The 20672-nt window shown below is 59.6% G+C and carries 10 protein-coding genes; 6 read left to right on the top strand and 4 right to left on the bottom strand.

The window, feature by feature from the left end:
- Positions 1-675 precede the first annotated feature (675 nt).
- The 4 genes from VSR72_RS36140 to VSR72_RS36125 all read right to left on the bottom strand — a co-directional run bounded on the left by VSR72_RS36140 (position 676) and on the right by VSR72_RS36125 (position 6980).
- Positions 676-2511, bottom strand: coding sequence for a bifunctional metallophosphatase/5'-nucleotidase (locus VSR72_RS36140; RefSeq protein WP_342957027.1), 1836 nt, complete (start codon positions 2509-2511; stop codon positions 676-678).
- Positions 2512-2603: 92 nt separating this feature from the next.
- Positions 2604-3200, bottom strand: a complete 597-nt coding sequence (locus VSR72_RS36135; RefSeq protein ID WP_342957026.1) for a hypothetical protein — start codon at positions 3198-3200, stop codon at positions 2604-2606.
- A complete protein-coding gene (locus VSR72_RS36130) occupies positions 3197-4912 on the bottom strand; it encodes a metallophosphoesterase (RefSeq protein WP_342957025.1) in 1716 nt (571 codons plus the stop codon). Before VSR72_RS36130 ends, VSR72_RS36135 begins: the two co-directional genes overlap by 4 nt.
- An 895-nt stretch (positions 4913-5807) precedes the next feature.
- Positions 5808-6980, bottom strand: a complete 1173-nt coding sequence (locus tag VSR72_RS36125) for a tyrosine-type recombinase/integrase (protein ID WP_342957024.1) — start codon at positions 6978-6980, stop codon at positions 5808-5810.
- Positions 6981-7417: 437 nt separating this feature from the next.
- Between VSR72_RS36125 and VSR72_RS36120 the strand changes: the two genes are divergently transcribed.
- The 6 genes from VSR72_RS36120 (at position 7418) to VSR72_RS36095 (ending at position 20640) form a co-directional block, all read left to right on the top strand.
- Positions 7418-7678: a type II toxin-antitoxin system prevent-host-death family antitoxin gene (locus VSR72_RS36120; protein WP_342957023.1), complete on the top strand. Its 261-nt coding sequence runs from the start codon at positions 7418-7420 to the stop codon at positions 7676-7678.
- Positions 7675-7941, top strand: a complete 267-nt coding sequence (locus VSR72_RS36115; protein ID WP_342957022.1) for a Txe/YoeB family addiction module toxin — start codon at positions 7675-7677, stop codon at positions 7939-7941. The genes VSR72_RS36120 and VSR72_RS36115 overlap by 4 nt, the downstream gene beginning before the upstream one ends.
- Before the next feature lie 1163 nt (positions 7942-9104).
- A complete protein-coding gene (locus VSR72_RS36110; protein WP_342957021.1) occupies positions 9105-12728 on the top strand; it encodes a CHAT domain-containing protein in 3624 nt (1207 codons plus the stop codon).
- A 119-nt stretch (positions 12729-12847) separates the two neighbouring features.
- Entirely contained in the window at positions 12848-15673 is a 2826-nt protein-coding gene (locus VSR72_RS36105) for a PAS domain-containing protein (protein ID WP_342957020.1), read from the top strand.
- Positions 15663-17333, top strand: coding sequence for a CHAT domain-containing protein (locus tag VSR72_RS36100; protein WP_342957019.1), 1671 nt, complete (start codon positions 15663-15665; stop codon positions 17331-17333). The genes VSR72_RS36105 and VSR72_RS36100 overlap by 11 nt, the downstream gene beginning before the upstream one ends.
- Before the next feature lie 85 nt (positions 17334-17418).
- Positions 17419-20640: a CHAT domain-containing protein gene (locus tag VSR72_RS36095; RefSeq protein ID WP_342957018.1), complete on the top strand. Its 3222-nt coding sequence runs from the start codon at positions 17419-17421 to the stop codon at positions 20638-20640.
- Positions 20641-20672 lie beyond the last annotated feature (32 nt).

Raw genomic sequence — 20672 nt, 5'->3', positions numbered from 1 at the left:
TGAGAAAACGGGCGCGATGAGCATGAGCATAGAACTGAAGATAGCCTGACATTGTTTCTTCAGCGCAATTGGTTTGCGAGGTTGTGATTTTGCCCTTGACTCCGGCCGGCTAATGGGTGTCGAGATTCGCGTGGCGAACAACTCGACGTCTCGTGTATGTCGGGCGGGTCGGTGATTCGGCCGCCTACATCGTAGTCAGGCATCGGACGGACAGAAAGTCGAGAGTAGGGGCGGGTGAAAGCTGGCGAATTACGCGCCCCGTAGCTAATGCGCCAGCCGTGGTAGGCCTAAGGGCGGTTATCGGAGAGGGCAGGTCATTCCGTACCGTTGCCCGACGACAGGTTATCGATGCCTAAGCGGACGTCGGGTCGTGCTTGATGCCACGTCAACAACGTGGCGGATTACCGACGGTGGCGACGTCGAACAGCAGGGCGGTAGTTCCTCGGATCAGTGGATTGGCACTCCCTCGATGCCCATCCGCGACCTGGCAGAACGCGTCGCTGCGCGCTCACAGCTATGTGAGCGAGGCAGATTGAATAACGTGAAACCGCCACAAGGGTTGACTCGCTAAATTGCGACGCCGACATGCGCTTCTCCTTTCAGAGTGTAGGAAAGCGTTTATCCTCTCCCCGCACCCGGGAATGTGCGAAGCGATGCGCAAGCGACCGGGTCCTATTATTCCAGCCCGATCCACCGATTCGATTTGTCCGGCATGAACTGGCCGTTCAACGCCTCGAGTTCTTCGGTGACCGACGTTCTAAGACACGATTCCAACGTTGTTGGTGTGAGATCAGCGAAGAACCGTCTGAAATGAGTGGTTGCCGCAACGTAGTTTGAGGTCGCAACGCTGTATCTCTCATTGTCGTCGAGAAGACTTCGTTTACCAACTGCATCCACGCACGTGATCCGAGCGTGCAAGCCAGTGATCGTGTCTACTTCAATCCCCGATATTTGAAGGAAACGGCTATCGCCGCGCGCGGGAGCTCGTTGCAACTCCGTAAGCGTCACTTGCATGATGTCTCGGATGACGTGACCGGCCACGCCAGTAAAGAGTACGATGCTATTGGCGTAGCAGAAACTATCGTACATTGTCCGATTCGTAATCGCTTCTCCTGCGACGATATTTCGCTGGAGTTGAAAGGTGCCAGCTGTCACAAATCCAATGTCGGCGAACCCGCGATTTGTGGATCGCTTGCATTGTCGACCACTGATGACATCCGCGACGAAGTTCCCGAAGTTGGTGCTGCGTCGCCGGATGACCGCGTTTTCTAACTCAAGCAGACAAGGTGATATGGTGATCAGTCGAATGTGATTGCGGCTTCGCTCTGTCCAGCGTTCGATGCAATGTTGTGTCTCTGCATGCGTCGACACTAGCTTGCGGACGCGTGTATCGAGCATATCGAGTACCAAACAGGCGTCCACGGAGAAGCTCGCGATTTGCCCGGTTCGCGAGCTATTGAATCCATGAATATTCATGCTTCGGTAAACCAATGGGAGCAGTTCGTTGCACAGTTCCTGAAACAGGACGGGCGGCTCCGCGCCCCGATTAGGATTGTCAAGAAGTATCGTGCGTAAGAGCTGTTCTAGATTGGTTTTCGCAATTTTTTCCATGACTGCGCGAACGGTCTGGTAGCGCTTCACTAGCTTCCTTACCTCACGCTCCGGAAACCAATTAACGAAGCTCACACACATGGTCCGTGCGTTGGACTTGGCTTTAACGATCAGCGAACGCGAAGGCTCACCATCCCAAATGTTTGGCCTGTTCTGGGGTTCCGCGACATCGTGATCGTGTCCACCAATGATTAGCCGAATTTCCGCGCATCTGTCTACGAGGGCTTCGTCGAAAGCCACATCTTGGTGCGTCATCGCAACGAACGAAAGGTCGCTTTTCCGGAGCACGTCGTATGCGTCGATTTGTTTGTCCTTGGCCGAGCGTATAAGCCGCTCACAGCATTCGACTGAATTTCCCGCTTCGAAGAAGCCCTCATACAGTCCCTCTTTCATCAAGCCGAGCAATACGATTGTGTGATCGTCGGCCACATGGATGAGCAGCGCGTCTTTCAATATCAAACGATCGATGGCCGCCCTCGTTTCCGCAGTAGGTGCGACAGACGACATTTCCCATGGAAGCCGATTCGATGCGAGCCAATGGATGCTTGGGCATTTCTCGATGAGCCTGATCAGATGCGAAGGCGTGAAGCAATTGTCGTCGAAATCGAACTCATGATTGCCCAGCGTGACTGCATTGACACCGATGGTGTTCAATACATCGATCATCTGTTCGCCGCTGAAAATCTGGCTGAGATACGACGGATTCAAAAAATCACCTGGGAGACAAAATATCACCCGATCCCGCTCGTAGTGCTTTCTGAGTCGATTGACGATTTCCCCAACATGCGGTAAGAGCAGCGACGCCGGATCCGTCGGATCGGCCAGCGCGTCAATATGATAGAAGTCGTTGATTTGCGGGAATATGGCCATCCGTTGCGCGAAGCGCATGTGTTTGTTCATACGGAAACTCCGAAGACGACTAGATAGTCACTCTTACAGCTAGCGAGGATCGTGTCATCTCAATTAGGTAGCGGAATTCACCTAGCTATATCTCATCGACTGTCCATTTTATCGTCGTTCTCGAAAGTCTGAAGGAGGGCATCCACTTCACTTATCTTTGTAGCCATTTGGCGAAGAATCTCAGCCTTTTCGATAGATGTTGAACCTTTGTAAAGTAGCGCATGACTAATCATATTGTGTGCGTATTGGAGCCAAGTCGTGATCTGTACCTCAACACCTACGCATGGCAGCAGCCCCCATCGCTCTGGCTCGGCGAGGACGTAGTCGCGGTGAATCGCACGGTAGCCCGCCGTCACGTCGCTCGAAAAATAGTCGTCACGGCTGACTAGTAATAAGCCACGGCGCGCTTCCCACTCAGCGAGTCTTCGTTCCGCCTGCAGGACCGCGCCCATGTTGAGCGCGATGATTCTAATACCAATGAAATCGTTCACTACGTTCAAATCTCGCTTTCCTTCAACCTTTGCACGAGTCGCCCACATTGATTTTACGCGCCATGATAGTCCATGACTGGGATCGATTAACGGGTAACCCATCGGCAAAAACAGTGTCTTGAGATCTTCGATGGAGATCGCCGCAAAATTTGAAGCGGCGTCGATGACAGTCTCTAATTCGGGTAGCGATATGGTCATTTTTCTTTTTCCTTCATTGCCTGCCGCGTAATCGACTCGACTTCGCTTTGCTTGAAGATATGGAACCGGATATCTAGAATTCCTTTGTCAATGGCCGGTTGGAAGTGTTGTTTAAGCTCCGTCACACTATCCATGATTTCTTCTGGTTTCGTGGCCAAGGAAAAGTGCGTTCCCTCTAGCGATCCGATCAGAACGACGACCTTACGAGTCAATCCATTTTGACCATTGTTTCCCCGCTCAACATCGCCAAGAAGCCAATATAGTCTCGCCTGATCACCGAAGCTGATTGCCTTAGTTGCAAGAATAAGTTCATAGAAAATATGCTGCTTCGAGTTCTGTAACGACGAGTGGCATTTATACCGAAGCGTAGGACCAACGAGATGCGAAAGCGCCGAATCCACTTGTGTTTTTTCGCTTACGAGAACACTATCGTTGAGTTCCTTCGCTAGCTCGTTTTTTAGCTCGTTGTCTAAGGCATTCTTTATTTCCGGAATGTCATGGAGACGAGGAATCTTCTGGCTAATTGGCGCGTGAAAGATCTTGGCGTCATGCATTGCGGTTTTCAGGTTGCCATTCTCGAGAATCGGGATCTCAGAAATTGTCGCCCTCGTGCGAGGCCCCTTCTCACCCTCTAGTCTCAATAGTTTGAAGGTCTGTCGGTCGTTCATGCGAGGGTGCCCCCCTATCGTTCCTCCAGAAATCACGCATAACGGCGTGAAAGGTCGTTGATCCGAGATCGGAATCAACGCACTATCGATTCCGACGTGATTCATATGCTTGTGACCATGAAGAACGAAGTCGAACCCGCTTTGAACGAGACATTGTTTCAGATTCGCGGCATCGATGACGGCCTCGAACGTCTTTAATTCGAGTGCCTGATTCCAGAGATGTGTTACGTGATGATGTAGGAAGGCGATCTTGGTCAATCGATCGTACTGAGCCCCCAGTTCATCTCGCAGCTTGTCCATAACTTGAGAAAAGTATTGGAGCTGTGCCTCACCAATTAGCCCGGCATCAATGACGAGAGAATCCAGATAAGCATTGATTGCTTTTGTGATATCGCCACTATGCGGCGTGTCAAGTTTCGAAATCGCCTCGAGCGGCCCGATGATGTTAGGGTCTGAAGGAAGTGGTACACCACACGCTTGTGCTGAATTGAAGGAGAAAATTAGGACGTCCTTTTCGAGATCGAGGACGAATGGAAGACTCGATTTAAGTTGCAATTCTGGGTATCCGGCCTTCTTCTCCGTCTTAACGCCGCCGACGAGTTTGGCGGATTTACTAATCGAAAAATTCTCGCTACGCAGGGGTGGATCCCAGTCTGGGATATGAGCGTGCGGAAAGCCTTTGCCGAAGACATTCCAGAAGTCCGAGTAGCGATCCTTATCTGGCTGGGCGGCGCGCGACCTTCGCTTGACGTCATGGTTTCCGGGTGTAAGGAGGATGCGTTCGGCAGGTGGCAACTTCTTTGCCTTGATTAACGCGATGAGCCAGATAAGAAAAGTGTCGAGTCCGGAACGATCGCCACGAATTGTGATGTCTCCACTAACCACTACGAAATCGGGAACAGCCGGCAGGCTGCTCACGTAGTTCTTCAATCGTTCTAGCTGCTTTTGACGTTGTGCATAAGGTACGGAGACTTTGGCATCTTCGGCGAGGAGTTCCCCTTGGCCAGTGTGGATGTCGGTCAAATGGAGAATGGTCACTGACATTTCGTCCTCTTATTCGAGTCGATAAATGTTTGCGCGCTCCGATAACTGGCGGACCGAACGCATGTTTACCCCATCAGTTGGACCCGCTCGGGCACTTGCGTGCACAACGGATAATCAACGACCAAGGCCGTCGCCAAGTGCGCCCGACTGCCTTGCGATATCGACGGCGATAAAATAGGGTTTGATCGTTGCAACCACCGCGGCGCGTCGTTCGGTTTTCCTGCACCACTGGATGCTCTTATAGCTGCATTATTTGTTGCTTTGACGACAAGCCATTCAGCCGACGCGAGCCAACACTCAAACCTGATTGAGTCTTCGTCAACTCAGTGAACTTGTCAATTGGAAATTGGCGTTAGAAGCATACATATGAATATTGATCTACCAAACTTCTTGACGCGTCGAGTTTCGCTGCCGCAGACCTTTGCCAATTATTTTTCGTGGTTCCGCGCAACCTACCAGAGTTCAATTAAAGTTTTCTCGCTATATGCGAGAACGCACACAACGGATGAACGTTGGCCAACGCGTGGCCCTCACGCGGGCCGTTTCCTTTCTACACGAACGTATGGACGGTCAATCGGCTGATTCGCCAGCAGCCTGACTGGAACGCTCGTCGACGCGCCGCACCCGATGCACACCCAGACGCGCCCGACATTCGTGGCTACGTGTGCGGCCGTTCACGGGTGCCGGGGTGCGCGAACGGATGGAAGAGACTAGGCAGTTGTCTGATGATGCTGGGCATTCGATGTCGATGTCGATGTCGACGTTGGCCGAATTCCGTGCGCAGCTTGTCCGCCAGGGTCCGGAGAATTGCGGATATCTCACGGCGCGGCGAGTCTGCATCTTTGCAACGCCTGCGCGATGAGGCCGCGTCCTGGTGAGCAGGTGCGAGCGCTTCCTACCAGTCGATGTGATGCCTCTTTTCGGTTTCCCGATGTCGCTGGTCATCGTCGGCATGCAGATAAAGACTCGTGGTCGCGAGCGACGAGTGGCCGAGATTGTCACGGATGAGCCTCAGGTCGAGGTTGGCGTCGGCCATATGGGAGCCCGCGCTGTGTCGCAACCAGTGGGCCGAGGCGTGGTCGAGTTGTGCTGCAGAGGTCGCGTACTCATCGCCGCGCAGGCGCAGCATTCTTGCAGCGCCGGTGAAGATGTCCTTGACGATGACATGCAGTGCGGCGCGCGTAAGCGGCTTAATCGAGCGGCCCAGCGGCAGTGCGAGTGGCGTGTCTTCCTGCGGCGCAGGCAACACGGGCAGGCCGCGTGCACTCCGGTACCGTCCCAGTTCCACCATCATTTCGGCAGATGCGGGCACCAATCGCTCCTTGTCGCCCTTGCCAGTGATTTCGAGCCACCAGCGCTTGTGTCCCTCTGCGTCGTGTCGGCAGAAGAAACGGCCCATGGTGTTACCGCTGACTTCAGAGATGCGCAGGCCTCCCAGGTAGAGCAGGGTAAAGAGCCAGCGGGCGCGCCAGTAGCGTTCGCACTCGCGGTTCGTCTCGCGGGGTAACGAGTTGATGTAGACCTTGACTTCCTGCCACAGGTCACGCTCGAGGAAGCGCGTCAGCCGCGGCGATGCACGGCGCGCGCGCTGCCGTGAGAGCGACAGCGGGTTACCGGCGAGGTAGCCTGCGCCGACGAGCCACGAAAACATCGCATTGAGCGTCACCATGGCCTGGCGCTGGCTCGTCATCGCGAGTGGCCGGTGGAACGGGCGCCAGCGCGGATCGGTCCGCGGAAACTTGCGCTCGCTCGCGACCCAGCGCTCCTGCGGTTGCGGATCGGCCAGGAAGTGCTGGTACAGAAGCAGGTCCTCGTGCGTAAGCGACGATAGAGGCTTGCCGAGCTGGACGATTGACCACAGCACTAATCGTTCGGCCTCTTTGCGATAATTTTCGAATGTGTTTTTCGAGCTGGCCACACGTGCAAGCCAGGCGCTGATGGCGTCGGGATCGTCATCGGCGCCAATCTGGCGGCGTCCAGTGGCGCGGTTCGCGCCGTCGCGGCCGTCCAGGTCGTCGGGTAGCGCGAGCTTGTCGAGAGGGCAAGGTGTGATGAGGGCGGTTTCCATGGGAAGTTGGTTGGCTTCGGGCTACCACTCAGACCCAGCAATTTCCACACCTCGCTCTTTCGGGCCCGCGCCTGGCGCCGCGAAATGGCCAACGACTCTGGTTGCGCCCTGCCGAGCGCCGCGCCGCTGGGCGTCGTGTGTCCGACTGGACAGCAGGACGAGGCATCGTCCATTGCGCAACTAACCGCCTGACCCATCCACATCCCCCATCCGCCGGTTCCCGGCGCACCGTGGCGGCGGGCAGGGTACGCGGCGTTTTTCCGATGAAAAGCACGGGCGGCGCGCGTCGCCGGGTGATTTCGTGTCTCATGCCCCCAATTTCCTCGTAACAGGAGGCTGGCGATGCATGGAGCACTATATGTACAGTTACCTGTACATGATTGAGGTGTGGTAGACTTGTACGATATTCTGTACAAATCTGCCTCGAAGGAGGGTATATGCGCACGATTCCCTTTTCGGACGCCCGCGCGAATCTGAAGCGCGTCATTGACCAGGTAGTCGATGACGTAGACGTTACGCTCATCACCCGGCGAGACGCACCCAACGCGATCGTCATGTCTCAGGAGCATTACGATAGCTTGATGGAAACGGTGCACCTGCTGCGCTCCCCGGCCAACGTAGCCCATCTGGAGCGATCAATCGCGCAGGCAAGGGCGGGCAAGGTCAAGCCCCGCAAGCTGGTCGATGACAGCGAATGAGCGGCGCTTTGAACATCATGTGGACGGCTGAGGCATGGGACGACTATGTCTACTGGCAAGGGCAGGATAAAAAGACGTTAAAGCGCATCAATCAACTCATCAAGGATGCGCAGCGCTCGCCGTTTGAGGGCATTGGTAAGCCCGAGCCATTGAAGGAAAACTTGACGGGTTTTTGGTCACGCCGGATCGATGAGACGAATCGCCTGGTCTATGAGATCGACGGCACGCAGATCAACATCATTTCGTGTCGCTACCATTACTAAGACTAAGCTTCGAGTCGCGGAACGAGACAGTTTAGAGGCTTCCTAAGCTACGGAAACCGGCAATGGAAAGGATCGCGGTGTCAGCCAGGTATGAGACGGTGCAACACGGCAGGCCCGTCGCCGGGCACGTCGAATTTGTCGCGCGCGTAGCTGATCCGAGCAGGGGATACGACTTGGCGAAGCGGGCGCAGAGGGCGGTAGCCCGTCGACTGCTAGTGCGCCTGGCAGACGTCAAGATCCTCGGCGTCTTGTCGAGCTAAACGCAAAGGAAACTGCTTGTTTTGGGCCACGCAGTCCGAAGTCGCTAGTTTGCACGTATGAGCAGCCCGCTGTGCCGCGACTTGATCTGTAGTGTCAAGATTCGCGTGGCGAACCGATTGACGCTTCGTGCATGGCGGGCGAGTCGAGGCATCCGCCAATCGCGCAAGAAAATCGACGCGACCGCCAAAGGATTTGCCATTTTGCAATGCCTCATAGGTCCCCGACACGGCTATCCGTTCCATCGCGCTTTACCTGTCCTGTCCATTCTATTCGTTCGCCGTGTGGTTTGCGCGATCGCGCCAATCGCTCACCGCGCAAGACTGCGATGAATATCCATGGCGTATATCGTCATGTTGTACTGATCGTGGCTGCGCAACGTGATCCGTCGCAGCGCCTGCTCGCCGCCCACGGATGCCGTGCGGATGCAGATGGATACTGTCAGGGCATCGATCTCGGCAACCGGCCGACATGGCAGGTTTGCTCCATCTGCGTTGCGCCACCGACGCCATCGAGGCGAAAATATTAGTCATGCAAAGCGCTTTTCCGGTTGCTGCAGTTGCGCTCCCATCACGGACTTTCGACGATATCAAACGCTGTGCAGCCTCGGTCGAGTCGCACTGAATTGCTTGGGATTCTGAATTATTAAGTCGATTAATAGATCGTTCGGACGTATTTACTCGACTTTCAACCATGCCGTCAGCTTTCCTTACGCGAGACGTTTATCGTCAATGAAACATGGTTCGGATGACTTGATACCGGAATAACATTTTCTCGACTATTGTGCGGTTTCTCGCACTGGGATTGGTATTTTCTTGGGTATCTCCAAGCTATCGACTAGAGTTGGATGCCTGAATCCGTGCGCCGGATGAACCACGCGGCAAGATGCGAAGAAGGAGAGCGCAATGGCATGCCATACAACGCGCAGCGGTACAGTCACTTTTCCGGACGGCATCGATTTCAAACATCTGTCGGTCGCCCCTTCGGATCACCCACTCGCTCACGAGCTTCGCGCGTCCGGGTTCACCTGCTGCGACGCTTTCGAATTGCAACTTGAGCGCGGCAATGCGCCGATTGCAGTGGATCTTGTCGAACTAGAGACGGCAATGCCAGCGCACGAGCGCGTCATTGTTCTCGTCGAGCGCGACGGCGCGCTCACCTGGCGCTATCCGCAAAAAAAAACGGCTCCTCCGGATGAGGGAACGCTGAAATTCGAGCTTCTGCCAACGCAGCGATCCAGTTGTGGCGATGCCGGCTCGCGTCGCATCGCTCAAGAGGTCATCACCGAATGGCTCGGCAAGAGCGTGCGCGTGTACGTGTTGCGCTTTGCCGCCGCCACGCCTGCGCCGGAAGCGGATCGTCCGGAAGGGTTTGTGCCGATCGCGACGCTCGACCCGGCTGAATGGGGCGTCGGCGAATTGCCGGCGCGCGCCCGACCGCCTCGCAAGATACTACTGCTGGTGCATGATCTGTTTGGCAGCACGAAGGATAGCTTCGGCGCTCTGGCGACCAGGGAAGGCGGGCGTGGATTCCTCGCGGTAGCCCGCGCACGCTACGACCTCGTACTCGGCTTCGATCATTGCACGCTATCCCGGGATCCGCTCCAAAACGCCGAGGCCCTCGCGGGCGAACTCGCCGCTCTCGATCTTGCGCCGGACGCGGTGTTCGACGGAGTCGTCCTCGGCCGCGGCGGTCTCGTGGCGCGCGCGCTGATCGAACGCGTGCTGCCGCTGGCGCTGCCGGGGCTTCGCGCGGACAAGATCGTGTTCGTCGGCAGCGCAAATGCCGGGACCGACCTCGCGCGTCCGGAAAACTGGATGCGCATGCTCGACCTGTACACGAATCTGACGCTAGCGGGTGCGCACGCAGCGGATCTGGATACCACGCTGGACTCCGGCGCGACGCTGGTGAGCGCAGTGCTCGTCAACATTTTCGCCCTGGTGCAGGAGATCGCAGCGGTGGGCATCGACGAGTCGCGCGTGCCGGGTGTCGCCGCAATGCGTCCGCAAAGCGACCTCGTGCGCATGCTCAACGACGCACCAATATCCGGCTCAATGATTCAGGCGCCGGTCTACCACTGGACGGGCATCGCGTTCGATGCCGCTCAGGGAACCGCGCGGGGGGGCACTCCGGGATTTCAGGATCTACTGCGTAGTCACGCCGCAGACCCGGTCTTCGCGCAGCCGAACGACCTGGTGGTCGACTGCGCGTCGATGCGTACCTTCGGCTCACATCAGGCGTGGCTTGGTAAGCATCTCGAACTTTCTCCCATGGACCGGCTCTATCACACCATCTATTTCACGTCGGCCGACCTGCACGATCGCCTCGGCGAATGGCTGCTCGATATGCGAGGCGTGTTCGTGCAGTTCGAGAGCAAGGCCAGGGTGATTGACGGACAAACGCGCATTGCCGATGCCGCTGCGCTGATCGGCGACGATCCTCTGGCGGCGGTGGTCGTGATGGAGCGGCACGGAATCCGACTCTACTACCATCTGCGGCGGGCGGACGAGTTGCGCGAGGCAGTGGACGCGCTCAGTGCGGAGACCGACCCCAGGCTGGATCTCAATGCGGCGCTCAAGCGCGCAGCAGGCGTGCGCACCAGGGTGAAGTCGGAATCGATGATCGTGGTCGACCGCGGCGACGGCTGGGAAATCGGCAATCTTGCCGCGGACAGCAATCCTTCCCGGAGTCAAATCAGCGGCCGCACCGTGGTGCTGGAAGGTGGCGAGTTGATCGGGGTCATCCCCGACGCAGACTGGTCGCAGGCACTGCGCGCCCGAATGCAAACGAGTGAAGCATCGCCGGCGCCTCAGGACGACGCCGCACGAGACCCAGACGAAGATGACGACGACGACGCCGCCGACGCTGAAGCTGCATCGGCGGCGAAGTCCGCCGGCGAGACGGCACCGGGCGCGAACAGCGCCTCGCGCCCGATGCCGGAGCACGGAGCGGAGTCGTTCCCGTGTCACTTCGAGGCGGAGATGCACTCCCGGCCCCACGTCGGGGAATTGGTGACCGTGTCGTTCAGGATATCGCGCGAAGCATTGCACTTCGAGTCCGGCGAGACGCATGTCGGCGGCGAGGCAAAGGTCAGGGTTGCCGTTCCCATCGTCGTCACCGCGTCCACGAGCCAGAATTGCCAGATCGAGGGCGACGAGCGGCAATGCGTGGACCCGCCCGAACCGGGTGCCCCGCGCGTAGTCGAATTCCAGGCGCGCGGACTGAGCGAAGGGCCGGCGGAGATTTCGATCACGGCGAGCCAGGAGCAGCGCAAGCTCATCACGATCGTCCTCAGCCCGAGCTTCGTCGCCGAGATGGCGAAGATGTCGGTGCAAGGCACGGCCAACCTGAGCGACGACGAAGGCGGCCTGATCGACTTGCGGATCCGCGACACGTCCCGAAACGGCGATCAACCCGTGCGGCTGGAATATGACCTCAGCTCCGACGATCTGCAGGTCATGCTGTTCGGCCAGTCGATCGATCTCGACAAGCAGATGCGCTCCGCCTATATCAAAAGTATCTACGGCGATATCGAAGCGTTCTGGGCCCAGGCGAGCTATGCGAGCGTGCAGAACCCGGGCGCGATCCGCGAATTCATGGAGTCCTTCCAGCAGGATCTGTGTCTCAGAGGCGCCGCCTTATGCGATGAGCTCGTGCCAAAGGAAGTGCGCCGAGAGCTGTGGTCCGCCTGGTCCGAGAAGCGAATCGGCGCCGTAAGAGTCTATACACGGGAGCCGTCGATTCCCTGGGAGATGCTGTATCTGCGCGACCCGTCGCAGGATGGCAACACCGAGGGCGGGTGTTTCCTCGCCGAACTGGGGCTGCTGCGCTGGGACTCCGACTACGGCTATCCGCCCGCGGTGGTCACGATCGACTGTGAACAGGCTTTTTACCTGATACCCGACTACCCGCCGCCCTATACCCTCTCGGGGACGGCCGACGACCGCTCGCTGCTCGAAGACCTGTTCGGCGCCAAGCCTCTCGAGCCTACGACTTCGAGCATGCGCAAGCTGTTCGGCAAGGGGCGCTTCGACCTTTTCCACGCCGGCTGCCACGGCGAAGCGAATCAGGACAACCCCTGGAATGGCGGGCTCCTGCTTCAACCGGTGGGTCCGGGCGGCACGCCTGAGTATTTGCGTGACTTCTATTTGCAGGGACACGCGGGCAACCGTCCTCTGGTTTTCCTGAACGCGTGTCAGGTCGGTGTCCCGAGCGCGGGCATGACCGGCGCGGCGGGCCTTGGCATCTCATTTCTCAAGTCTTGCAAGGCGGCCATTCTCGTCGCGCCGATGTGGTCGGTCGGTGACAGCACGGCATCGCTGTTCGCCCGTCTTTTCTACCAAAAGCTCGTTGAGGGCGCGCCGCTCGTCACTGCGGTTCGTCACGCGCGCAATGCGGCCAAGGAGGCGGGCGATCCGAGCTGGCTTGCGTATTCGGTCTGGGGTCATCCCTATGCGCGAGTCAACGTGCAGCGCCCGGTGGAGGCAAGCACGCCTTGCGCGCAGACGGCCGCACCGATGACCGGCTGAAGGCAGTTCGAGCGCGCGCCCGACTCATCGTCTCATCTTGACCTGTGGCGCCGCGCTCTTCGTTCGCCCGGTCCGGAGCGTTCATCCGGACGTCGATTCGGTTGCATGCGGAGAACATCATGGCGACAACCGTTCACGAAGTTCCTGACGCGCTGCGCGAGCTGCGCAGTTGCGACGCCGTCACGGCGAACGCGCTCCTCGCCTCGGATCTGCCTTGCGCGTTCGTGGACGGGCGAGGCGTCGTCGTCAAGGCGAACGAGGCGCTGGAGGCGATGACGCCCGGGCTGGCGGGGAGCATGCTGGCAGACGCGTTCGGCGTCGATCCGGCGGCGCTGGCCGACGGGAATGCCGACGCGCCCGGCGCCTGCGGCATCTGGCGAAGCGCGTCCGGCGAGCAATTGCCGGCCATGGTGAAGATCGTTTATCGCGTGCGTGAAACGGACTGGAAGGTGGCGATGGTCACCGATTGCACAGCCTTTCGCAGGGCTGAAACGGTGCGCTTCTCCAAGACGCCTTACACCGTGATGCGCGTGAGTGTCGACGGCGTCGTCCGCTACGCCAACGAAGAAGCGCACAAGATGTTCGGGCGGGAGCCGGGCGAGATGACCGGACATTCGCTCGACGCCCTTTTTCCTCCCGATCTCGGGGCGCCGATCCGGGCCACGCTCGCCGAATGCGTCTCGAACGGAACGCACAAGACGCACACCGTGCGGCTTCCGAGGCGCCCAGGCGGTACGCCGAGCGAAGCGCCGCTGGTGTTCACGCCGGACCTGACGCTGTCCGGGCACGCGTTTGGCGCGGTGGTCGTGATCGAATCGTCGCTCACGCGCCAGGTGCGGGGGGAACTCGCGAAGATCGCGCTGGATCAGCAGAACCGGGATTGGCGCCTGCGCCTCGGTTCGATACTCGACAAAATTCAGCCGTTGATTCCGTTCGACCACGCCATCTTCGGCATATACGCGGAGCGTCGCACGCTTTTCAAGGCCGTTGCGTTGTACCCCGACAAGGAGACCGCTGGGGAGGACGCCGTCGTCTGGCCAGAACGATGGTTGCCGCTGAAGGAAGGACTCGTCGATGACATGATCCGTTCGAACGATTTCATCAATGCAAGCATCTCCGACGCACTGGAAAAGAATCCATCGCTCGCCACTAACGAAGTCGTCAAGGCATATCGTGACGCCGAAATCGAGGCGTCAATCACGCTCTTCGTGAACGGACCGAGCGGGGCGACGTCCGCCTTGTCCCTTTGTTCGAAGGCGTGCGACAGGTATACGCCGTCCGACCACGAAGCCCTGCGCAACCTGGGCCTCGGGTCGATCCTGCTTCGCTGCGAGGAGCAACTGAAGCGGGAAGAGCAATGGTTCAGAAGGGACGTCAAGCAGATCGTCAACGAGGAGAGGGATCCGCTGCAGGGCGCGGAGAAGGTCGTCACGCAGATACAGTCCCGGCTCAACTGGGACCTGGTGGCACTCTATCGGGTAGACAGGCTCAACGGGGTATTCAATCCCATCGCGCAGGCGCCGAAGGAGGGCGTGGAGCTTGCCTTGGAGACGCAAGTTCCGATCAAGAGTGGCATGTTGGGCAGGACGCTGGAATCGAGGGACGGCGTGCTGGTCGTGAACGGTGTCAAGGAACTGGGCATCGAGCAGCACGGCTACGAGCGTACGCGGTCGTGGGTGAAATCGGTCATGACCTTTTCCGTCAATCTGAGCCATCGCGCCCGCTGGATCTTCCTGATCGAGTCGAGCAAGCTGAAGGCGTTTCTCGGGCCGGACAGGAAATTGCTCGAAGATCTGAGGCTGGATATCCAGAGGTCCTTGCAGGATCGGCTTCACACCGAAACGAATGAACGGCTGATGCGGGAAACGGAGCGCGGCACCGTGCTGGTCGGCATGGATGGTGTGATTCTCGATAGAAACCCCGCTGCGGTCGACATGCTTGGGTTGGGCAATACGCCACTCGGCGATCCCAGGCCGCTTTGGGAGTACGGGACCAATGACCACTCCCGAGACGTCCTGAAGGGCGGTCCTCGCGAAAGCACACTGAATAGACGCATCGAGTTGGTGGCCAGAGACGGGGCGAAGCGGCTCGTGATGGCGACGCGCGTCACGCTGAACGACGCCTTCGATACTGCCATCTGGTTCTTCACCGACCTGCAAAGTCTCGCCTGGAGCAGGGATCTGCGTTATTTGCGCGAAGTCGTCGCGGAAGTCGCGCAACAGGCGCGTGCGCCGATCTCGCTCGCGTCGTCCCTGTTCCGCCAGCTTGCAAGGCAATCCGGATCCGATGCGCAGTCCTTTGTCGACAGCAATACAAGTCAATTCAAGGATCTGTGCAAGCGCCTGTCCGCGGAGTTGTGCAAGGCTGACATCACGTATGAGCGCCTGGTGGAAGCGGAGACGGTGCGCGAAAAACCGATGCGCAAATATGTGCAGGTGGATTTACGCGCTTGCATCGAGGGCATCGTCGCAACGCTGCCTGCGCGCGATCAGCTCGTGCTCCAGCACGTGACCGATGATGGCCCGTTCATCGTCGAGGGCGACGAGGAGCGGCTCGCATTCGTGATCCGTTCGATACTCGGCTATCTCCTGCTGACCCGTCCGATCGACGACACGATGATTCGCCTTTCGCTGCGCCTGAAGACGCCGGCGGAGCACAGACAGCCGGCCGTGCGACTCAAACTGTACTTCGCCCGCGCATCGAACGCGCTGCGGCCCGGTGCGGTCGCGGAACGCAAGGATGCCGATCCGCTTCAGTTCGTTTTCGACGCCGCGCGTGACAATGCGCGACTCGCCATGCCGAGCATTCGTGCCGTCGTGAGCGCGCACAAGGGCACCCTGACGACCGACCCACGCGACATCCTGGATGTTGATTTCTCACGTCCGGTGACGAGTTTCAAGATCATGCTTCCAAGTCCGATGGGAGACGACTCAAATGGAAAATGAAACGCCGCGTGCGAGGGTCATCCTGCTCCTGACCAATCACCCCGTGCTCCCCGAACTGATTCGCCAGCGCATCGAGGAACTCAGCTATCTTCAAGACAGCTTTCCGGATGCCACGTCCTTCGTTGAACTCGATATCGTAGATTTGCGTTCCATGGAGGACGCCCGGACCTGGTTCGGCGCCGCGGCGCCGACCGGGAACGAGGCGGCGCTGGTCATTCTCGACCCGCTTGTATCCGCGAACAGCAACCTCCAGGCCGGGCACGGCGGTCAGGCGCCGATCGAGTTTCTGGGATGGCTCAGTAGCGAACATCCCGTCGTACCGGTCCTGATCGCTTCGCCCGCTCCTGCGGAGGACCTCCAGCGCGAGGTTCTGGGGCGCCCCCGCACCGGACTTTGGCTGATGGGCTCCGATGATCCCGACGAGCCCGATGGCAGCGCGGATTTCGCCGAAGCGCTCGCCGGCCTCGCGGTGGAGAGCCCGCGCGATTCTTTGCGCTACACCATCTCGGTCGGCGATGAGGCGGCGCGTTACGTCGTGATGCGTGGAAATTACAAGATCGCATCGACGACGGCGATCGCCTACGGCATCCCGAACGCCATCGAGTCCGTGCTTAGACGAATCAGAAGGTTCTATTCCAGCGACCAGACCGTATCGAGGGACAACGCCGACACGATCTTTTTCGATGCGGGAAACAAGCTGTACGACTTGCTCATGAGGAAGACGATCGGCCCCGGAATTATCGGCGTGCTCGGGGGAAAGGGCGCTGCCGGGGTGCCGCAGATCAAAGTCAATATGGATCTCCGTTTCGAGATCAAGGTCGGCAGCCCCGACCACGACGAAATGTTCAATCTTCCGTTCGAGTTCATGAGCGAGGACAGCGAACAAGACGCGAACCGGTGTTTCTGCTCGCGTGTGCCGATGGCGCGACGCCTCAATCTCGGCCCGCGCTTGCGTGCCCGGGGCAGCGGCCGCACGCAGGGGTTCGAGGCGCAGAAAGAGTATCGGATGCTGTTCATGTCGTGCGATGTCGGGAACACGCCGATGCTGAGGCTCGACCGCGATCGTGAACTGCGGCGCGTCGGCCTCAATTACTTGCGCAATATCGAGCTGGAACGGAAAACCCTGCGCGAGTGCGGGATGGAGGGAGGCGCTCGCCGCATCTCGGCTCTGATCGAACTCGGCAACGGAACCTCGCCGTCCGTAGGTGTCAGATTGCGCGATGAACTGCGACGGCGGCTGAAAACGGGCGGCTTCGACATCTTCCACTTCTCGGGTCACTCGGTGATCCTCCCCAGCGTGCAGCATGGTCCACTGCTCGTCCTGCCCGACGAGCCACCGTACGCGCTCGCCGTGCCGATTTGCGAAGTGGCGCAGTGGCTGAACGAGGGCAACTGCAAGCTCATGGTGCTGGCGTCGTGTGAAAGCGTGTCCGTCGTGACGGTGACAGAGACCATGAGAGGTGGCGCAGAAGGCATCCTCGGATTCCGCTGGGAGGTCGATGACAAAAAGTGCGCAGAATTCTTCGACCGCTTCTATCGGGCGTATTTCAGGCAGGGCAGCTCGCTTGCCGAGTCCTTCCGCGATGCCTGCATCGACACGACGCCGGTCGAAACGCAGTTGCCCCAATGGGCATCTGCGGTGGCGGTGTTGCGCGATTGATCGCTGCACGGCCGGATGGATGCACGCCTGGCAACCCGCGGCGCATCCCTGAACGCACCGTCGTCGAAATGTCAAGGAGACCGAAATGCCTGTGCGTAAGGTCAAAGACCTGGAATACTACCTGGTACTTTTCGATGAATACGGCAACGAGCGCACCGACTTCGACGATGGTCGCCTGAGCGAGGCGATCCTTCATCGGCTGACGGATCCTGCGCAACCGGTGACCGACATCTTCTTGACGTGCCACGGATGGAACGGCGACATTTCGGCGGCCATCGAACAGTACGACCGATGGATCGGCGCGATGGCGGGATCGGGCGGCGACATCGAACGTATGCGGGTAGTGCGTCCGGGCTTTGCGCCCCTGATCATCGGGCTCCATTGGCCCAGCCTGCCGTGGGGCATGGAAGACTCCGCAGGGGCGAACGCAAGCAACAAGGACGCGGGCGAGATCGTGCGGCAGCTTGCGAACGGATTGCCGGATACGCGGGCGCAGCAGGTCGGGGACGCCGTGGATCAAATTTTCGGCTACGCGCAGGCAGCCTCCCACGCGGGCTTGCCGCCCGAGATCGACGAGGCGTACGCCCAGCTTTTCGCCGCATCGGGGATGCAGTCCGGAAACCTGGGTGGCCGGCCGGGCGCTGATCACGATAATTTCGATGCCCAGACCATCGCGCGGCAGGCAGCCACGCCCGGCGTGCTCGGGCCGCGCGACATCGCGTTGTCGCCGATGCGGCAACTGTCGTTCTGGAAGATGAAGGACCGTGCGCGTGCGTTCGGCGAAACCGGCGCGCATACATTGCTGATCGCGCTTCAGGTAGCCGCGCCCAACGCTCGCATTCATCTGATGGGGCACAGCTTCGGCTCCATTGTCGTATCCGCGATGGTGGCCGGACCGGGCAGTGGGGGCGCGCCCGCGCTCGTGCGGCCGGTGGACACGCTGTTCCTCGTGCAGGGCGCGCTTTCGCTCTGGGCATATGCATCAGGGATTCCGTTTGCGTCTGGCGGCCCCGGCTACTTCCGGCGCATCGTGCAGCGCAGGCTGGTCAGCGGACCGATCGTCACGACGCGTTCGACCTTCGATACCGCAGTCGGGCGCTTCTATCCGCTCGGCGCGCGGATCGAGGGTCAACAGGTGCTCGGCGAGACCGCGTATCCCGAGTACGGCGACATCGGCGCGTTCGGCATTCAGGGTGCGGACGGCGCGAACGATCTCGATATCCTGAAGACGATGAACTCGTACCAATTCAGGCCGGGGACGATCTACAACGTCGAGGCGAGCAGTGTGATTCGCAATGGCGATGGCGCATCGGGCGCGCATAGCGACATTGCGCATCCGGAAGTCGCGCATCTGTTCTGGGACGCCGCGCTTACTTCTGCGGCGTCTGCGACGGTCATCTCCGGCGCGCGCGATGCATGGGTGATTCGCAGCGCTACATCGACTTCTGCTCCGGCATCCGAGGCCGCCAACGCCTTCACGCGGCGTGGCGGGCCGCCGGGCGCTGGCAAGGGTGCGCCGAGCCTGCTCAGCGGAGGTTTTCAACGCGCGTTCCGCGACACCAGACTCGACGGGCTTGCGGCTCCCACCGGCGGGGCAGCGCCGGTGTCCGGGCCAGCGCCCGCCGCCGTGCCTGCCCAGACGGCCGAGGCAGCAACGCATGCCACCGCGACCGGTGAGCCCGCTGCAGAGAAGCCTGTGTCGTCATTGCGTTATATCAACGCCGATTTCGAGGACATCAGTCCCACAGAGCCGCTTCATACGGGCACTTTCTACACGCTGGCGCTGAATGTCGACGTAACGCAAGGCGGTATTGCATCGACGGCGCTGATGCTGGATGAGCGCGCACTCTTTTCCCCCGGCGTCGAGGAAATCGCGCTCACCGTGCAACTCGAGAGCAGTGACTTCGAAATCGGCGGCCCCACGGGAACGATCCGCGTGCCGAAAACCGGTCGCTCCCGCACGAAGGCGCGCTTCGAGATCGCACCGAGACACGACGGCCCGTGCCTCCTCAGCGCGATACTTTCGAAGGACGGCAATTTCGTACAGCGGCTGGACATGATCATCGTCGTTGGTCAGGCACGCGAGCCGACGGCGGTGAGCACGCAGGGGCGGGCACTATCGGACAGCAACGTGCTTCAGCCTCGCGATCTGCTCCTGCTGATTTCCCCATCGACGGGCGGATATGAATGCGTGGTGTGCGGACCGGTCGCGATGCGTGCACATCTGCCGGTCTCCGCGGCGCTCCTCGACGACGCCGTCACGAACGCGCGTAACAGCCTCATGGAGGTCGTCAAGCATCGGGACGATGCAGGCCAGTATCCGTTTCAGGCCGACATCCATATTCCGCCGGACCGGAAGGCGATCGCGCTGCGCATCATGGCGCGCGCCGGCGCGAGCCTGCTCAGGACGGTGTTCGAGGGCCCCGGCGCCGGTCAGGACTCGAAGTCTGTGGCGCGGCTGTTGCGCAGGCTCGCCAGCGCGCCCGACAAGGCACCACTCAAGCTACAGATCATCGCGGAAAGCATGCCGCTGCCGTGGGGCCTGCTCTATCTGGGCAGCGCCGCCGATGACGCCGTGCTCGACTGGTCCAATTTCCTCGGCATGCGGCACATCATCGAGCAGATTCCGCTGCAGCAGCCGATGACCACCTTCGACAGCACCATCATCAGCGACCAGCCGGCCCTGCATGTCGGCGTGAACTTCAACGACAACATCGATCTGCAGATGGGCATACCGTTCGTTGCCGATCAGCGCACTTTCTGGAACGGTTTGCGCGGCCCGCGCGTGCAGGTGAATGACCGGAATTCATGGTCGACCCTGATGCGTTCGCTCAATGATCCGGCCGCGCCGGAGCAGATTCTCTACTTCTACTGTCATGCCGTTTCGCGCGGGCTCGCGCAGAGCGGCGGGCCGTCCGCATCGAGCATCGCGTTGACGGACGCTACGCGCACGCTCAACGACATCGTGCTCAACGCGGGAACCGATGTGCCACTCGCCGGCAGCCCGCTCGTGTTCATCAACGCTTGCGAATCGGCGACCATGTCGCCGGCGTTCTACGATGGTTTCGCGCCTTATTTCATGAGCAAGGGAGCACGCGGGGTGATCGGCACCGAATGCCAGATGCCCGCGCTCTTCGCGATGAAGTGGGCCCTCGCGTTCTTCGAAAAATTCCTCGGTGGCGCACCGCTCGGCAAGACATTCCTTGATCTGCGCATGTCGTTTCTGCGCAATCACAACAATCCGCTTGGCTTGTTGTATGCGGTTCATTGCGATGCCGATACGTGCATCAGGCCGGTGCTTTTTTAGCGGTGAGACATTGGTCGTCCGAGGCGATATAT

This window comes from Paraburkholderia sp. JHI869, from assembly GCF_038900775.1.
Taxonomy (GTDB): Bacteria; Pseudomonadota; Gammaproteobacteria; order Burkholderiales; family Burkholderiaceae; genus Paraburkholderia.
This window is presented reverse-complemented; position numbering and strand designations above follow the sequence as displayed.

Excerpts from the sequence above, each read along its gene's own strand:
- VSR72_RS36110 (WP_342957021.1), top strand. The coding sequence starts at position 9,105 with ATGGCATGCCATACAACGCGCAGCGGTACAGTCACTTTTCCGGACGGC.
- VSR72_RS36140 (WP_342957027.1), bottom strand. The coding sequence starts at position 2,511 with ATGAACAAACACATGCGCTTCGCGCAACGGATGGCCATATTCCCGCAA.
- VSR72_RS36095 (WP_342957018.1), top strand. The coding sequence starts at position 17,419 with ATGCCTGTGCGTAAGGTCAAAGACCTGGAATACTACCTGGTACTTTTC.
- VSR72_RS36120 (WP_342957023.1), top strand. The coding sequence starts at position 7,418 with ATGCGCACGATTCCCTTTTCGGACGCCCGCGCGAATCTGAAGCGCGTC.
- VSR72_RS36135 (WP_342957026.1), bottom strand. The coding sequence starts at position 3,200 with ATGACCATATCGCTACCCGAATTAGAGACTGTCATCGACGCCGCTTCA.
- VSR72_RS36105 (WP_342957020.1), top strand. The coding sequence starts at position 12,848 with ATGGCGACAACCGTTCACGAAGTTCCTGACGCGCTGCGCGAGCTGCGC.
- VSR72_RS36100 (WP_342957019.1), top strand. The coding sequence starts at position 15,663 with ATGGAAAATGAAACGCCGCGTGCGAGGGTCATCCTGCTCCTGACCAAT.
- VSR72_RS36125 (WP_342957024.1), bottom strand. The coding sequence starts at position 6,980 with ATGGAAACCGCCCTCATCACACCTTGCCCTCTCGACAAGCTCGCGCTA.
- VSR72_RS36130 (WP_342957025.1), bottom strand. The coding sequence starts at position 4,912 with ATGTCAGTGACCATTCTCCATTTGACCGACATCCACACTGGCCAAGGG.
- VSR72_RS36115 (WP_342957022.1), top strand. The coding sequence starts at position 7,675 with ATGAGCGGCGCTTTGAACATCATGTGGACGGCTGAGGCATGGGACGAC.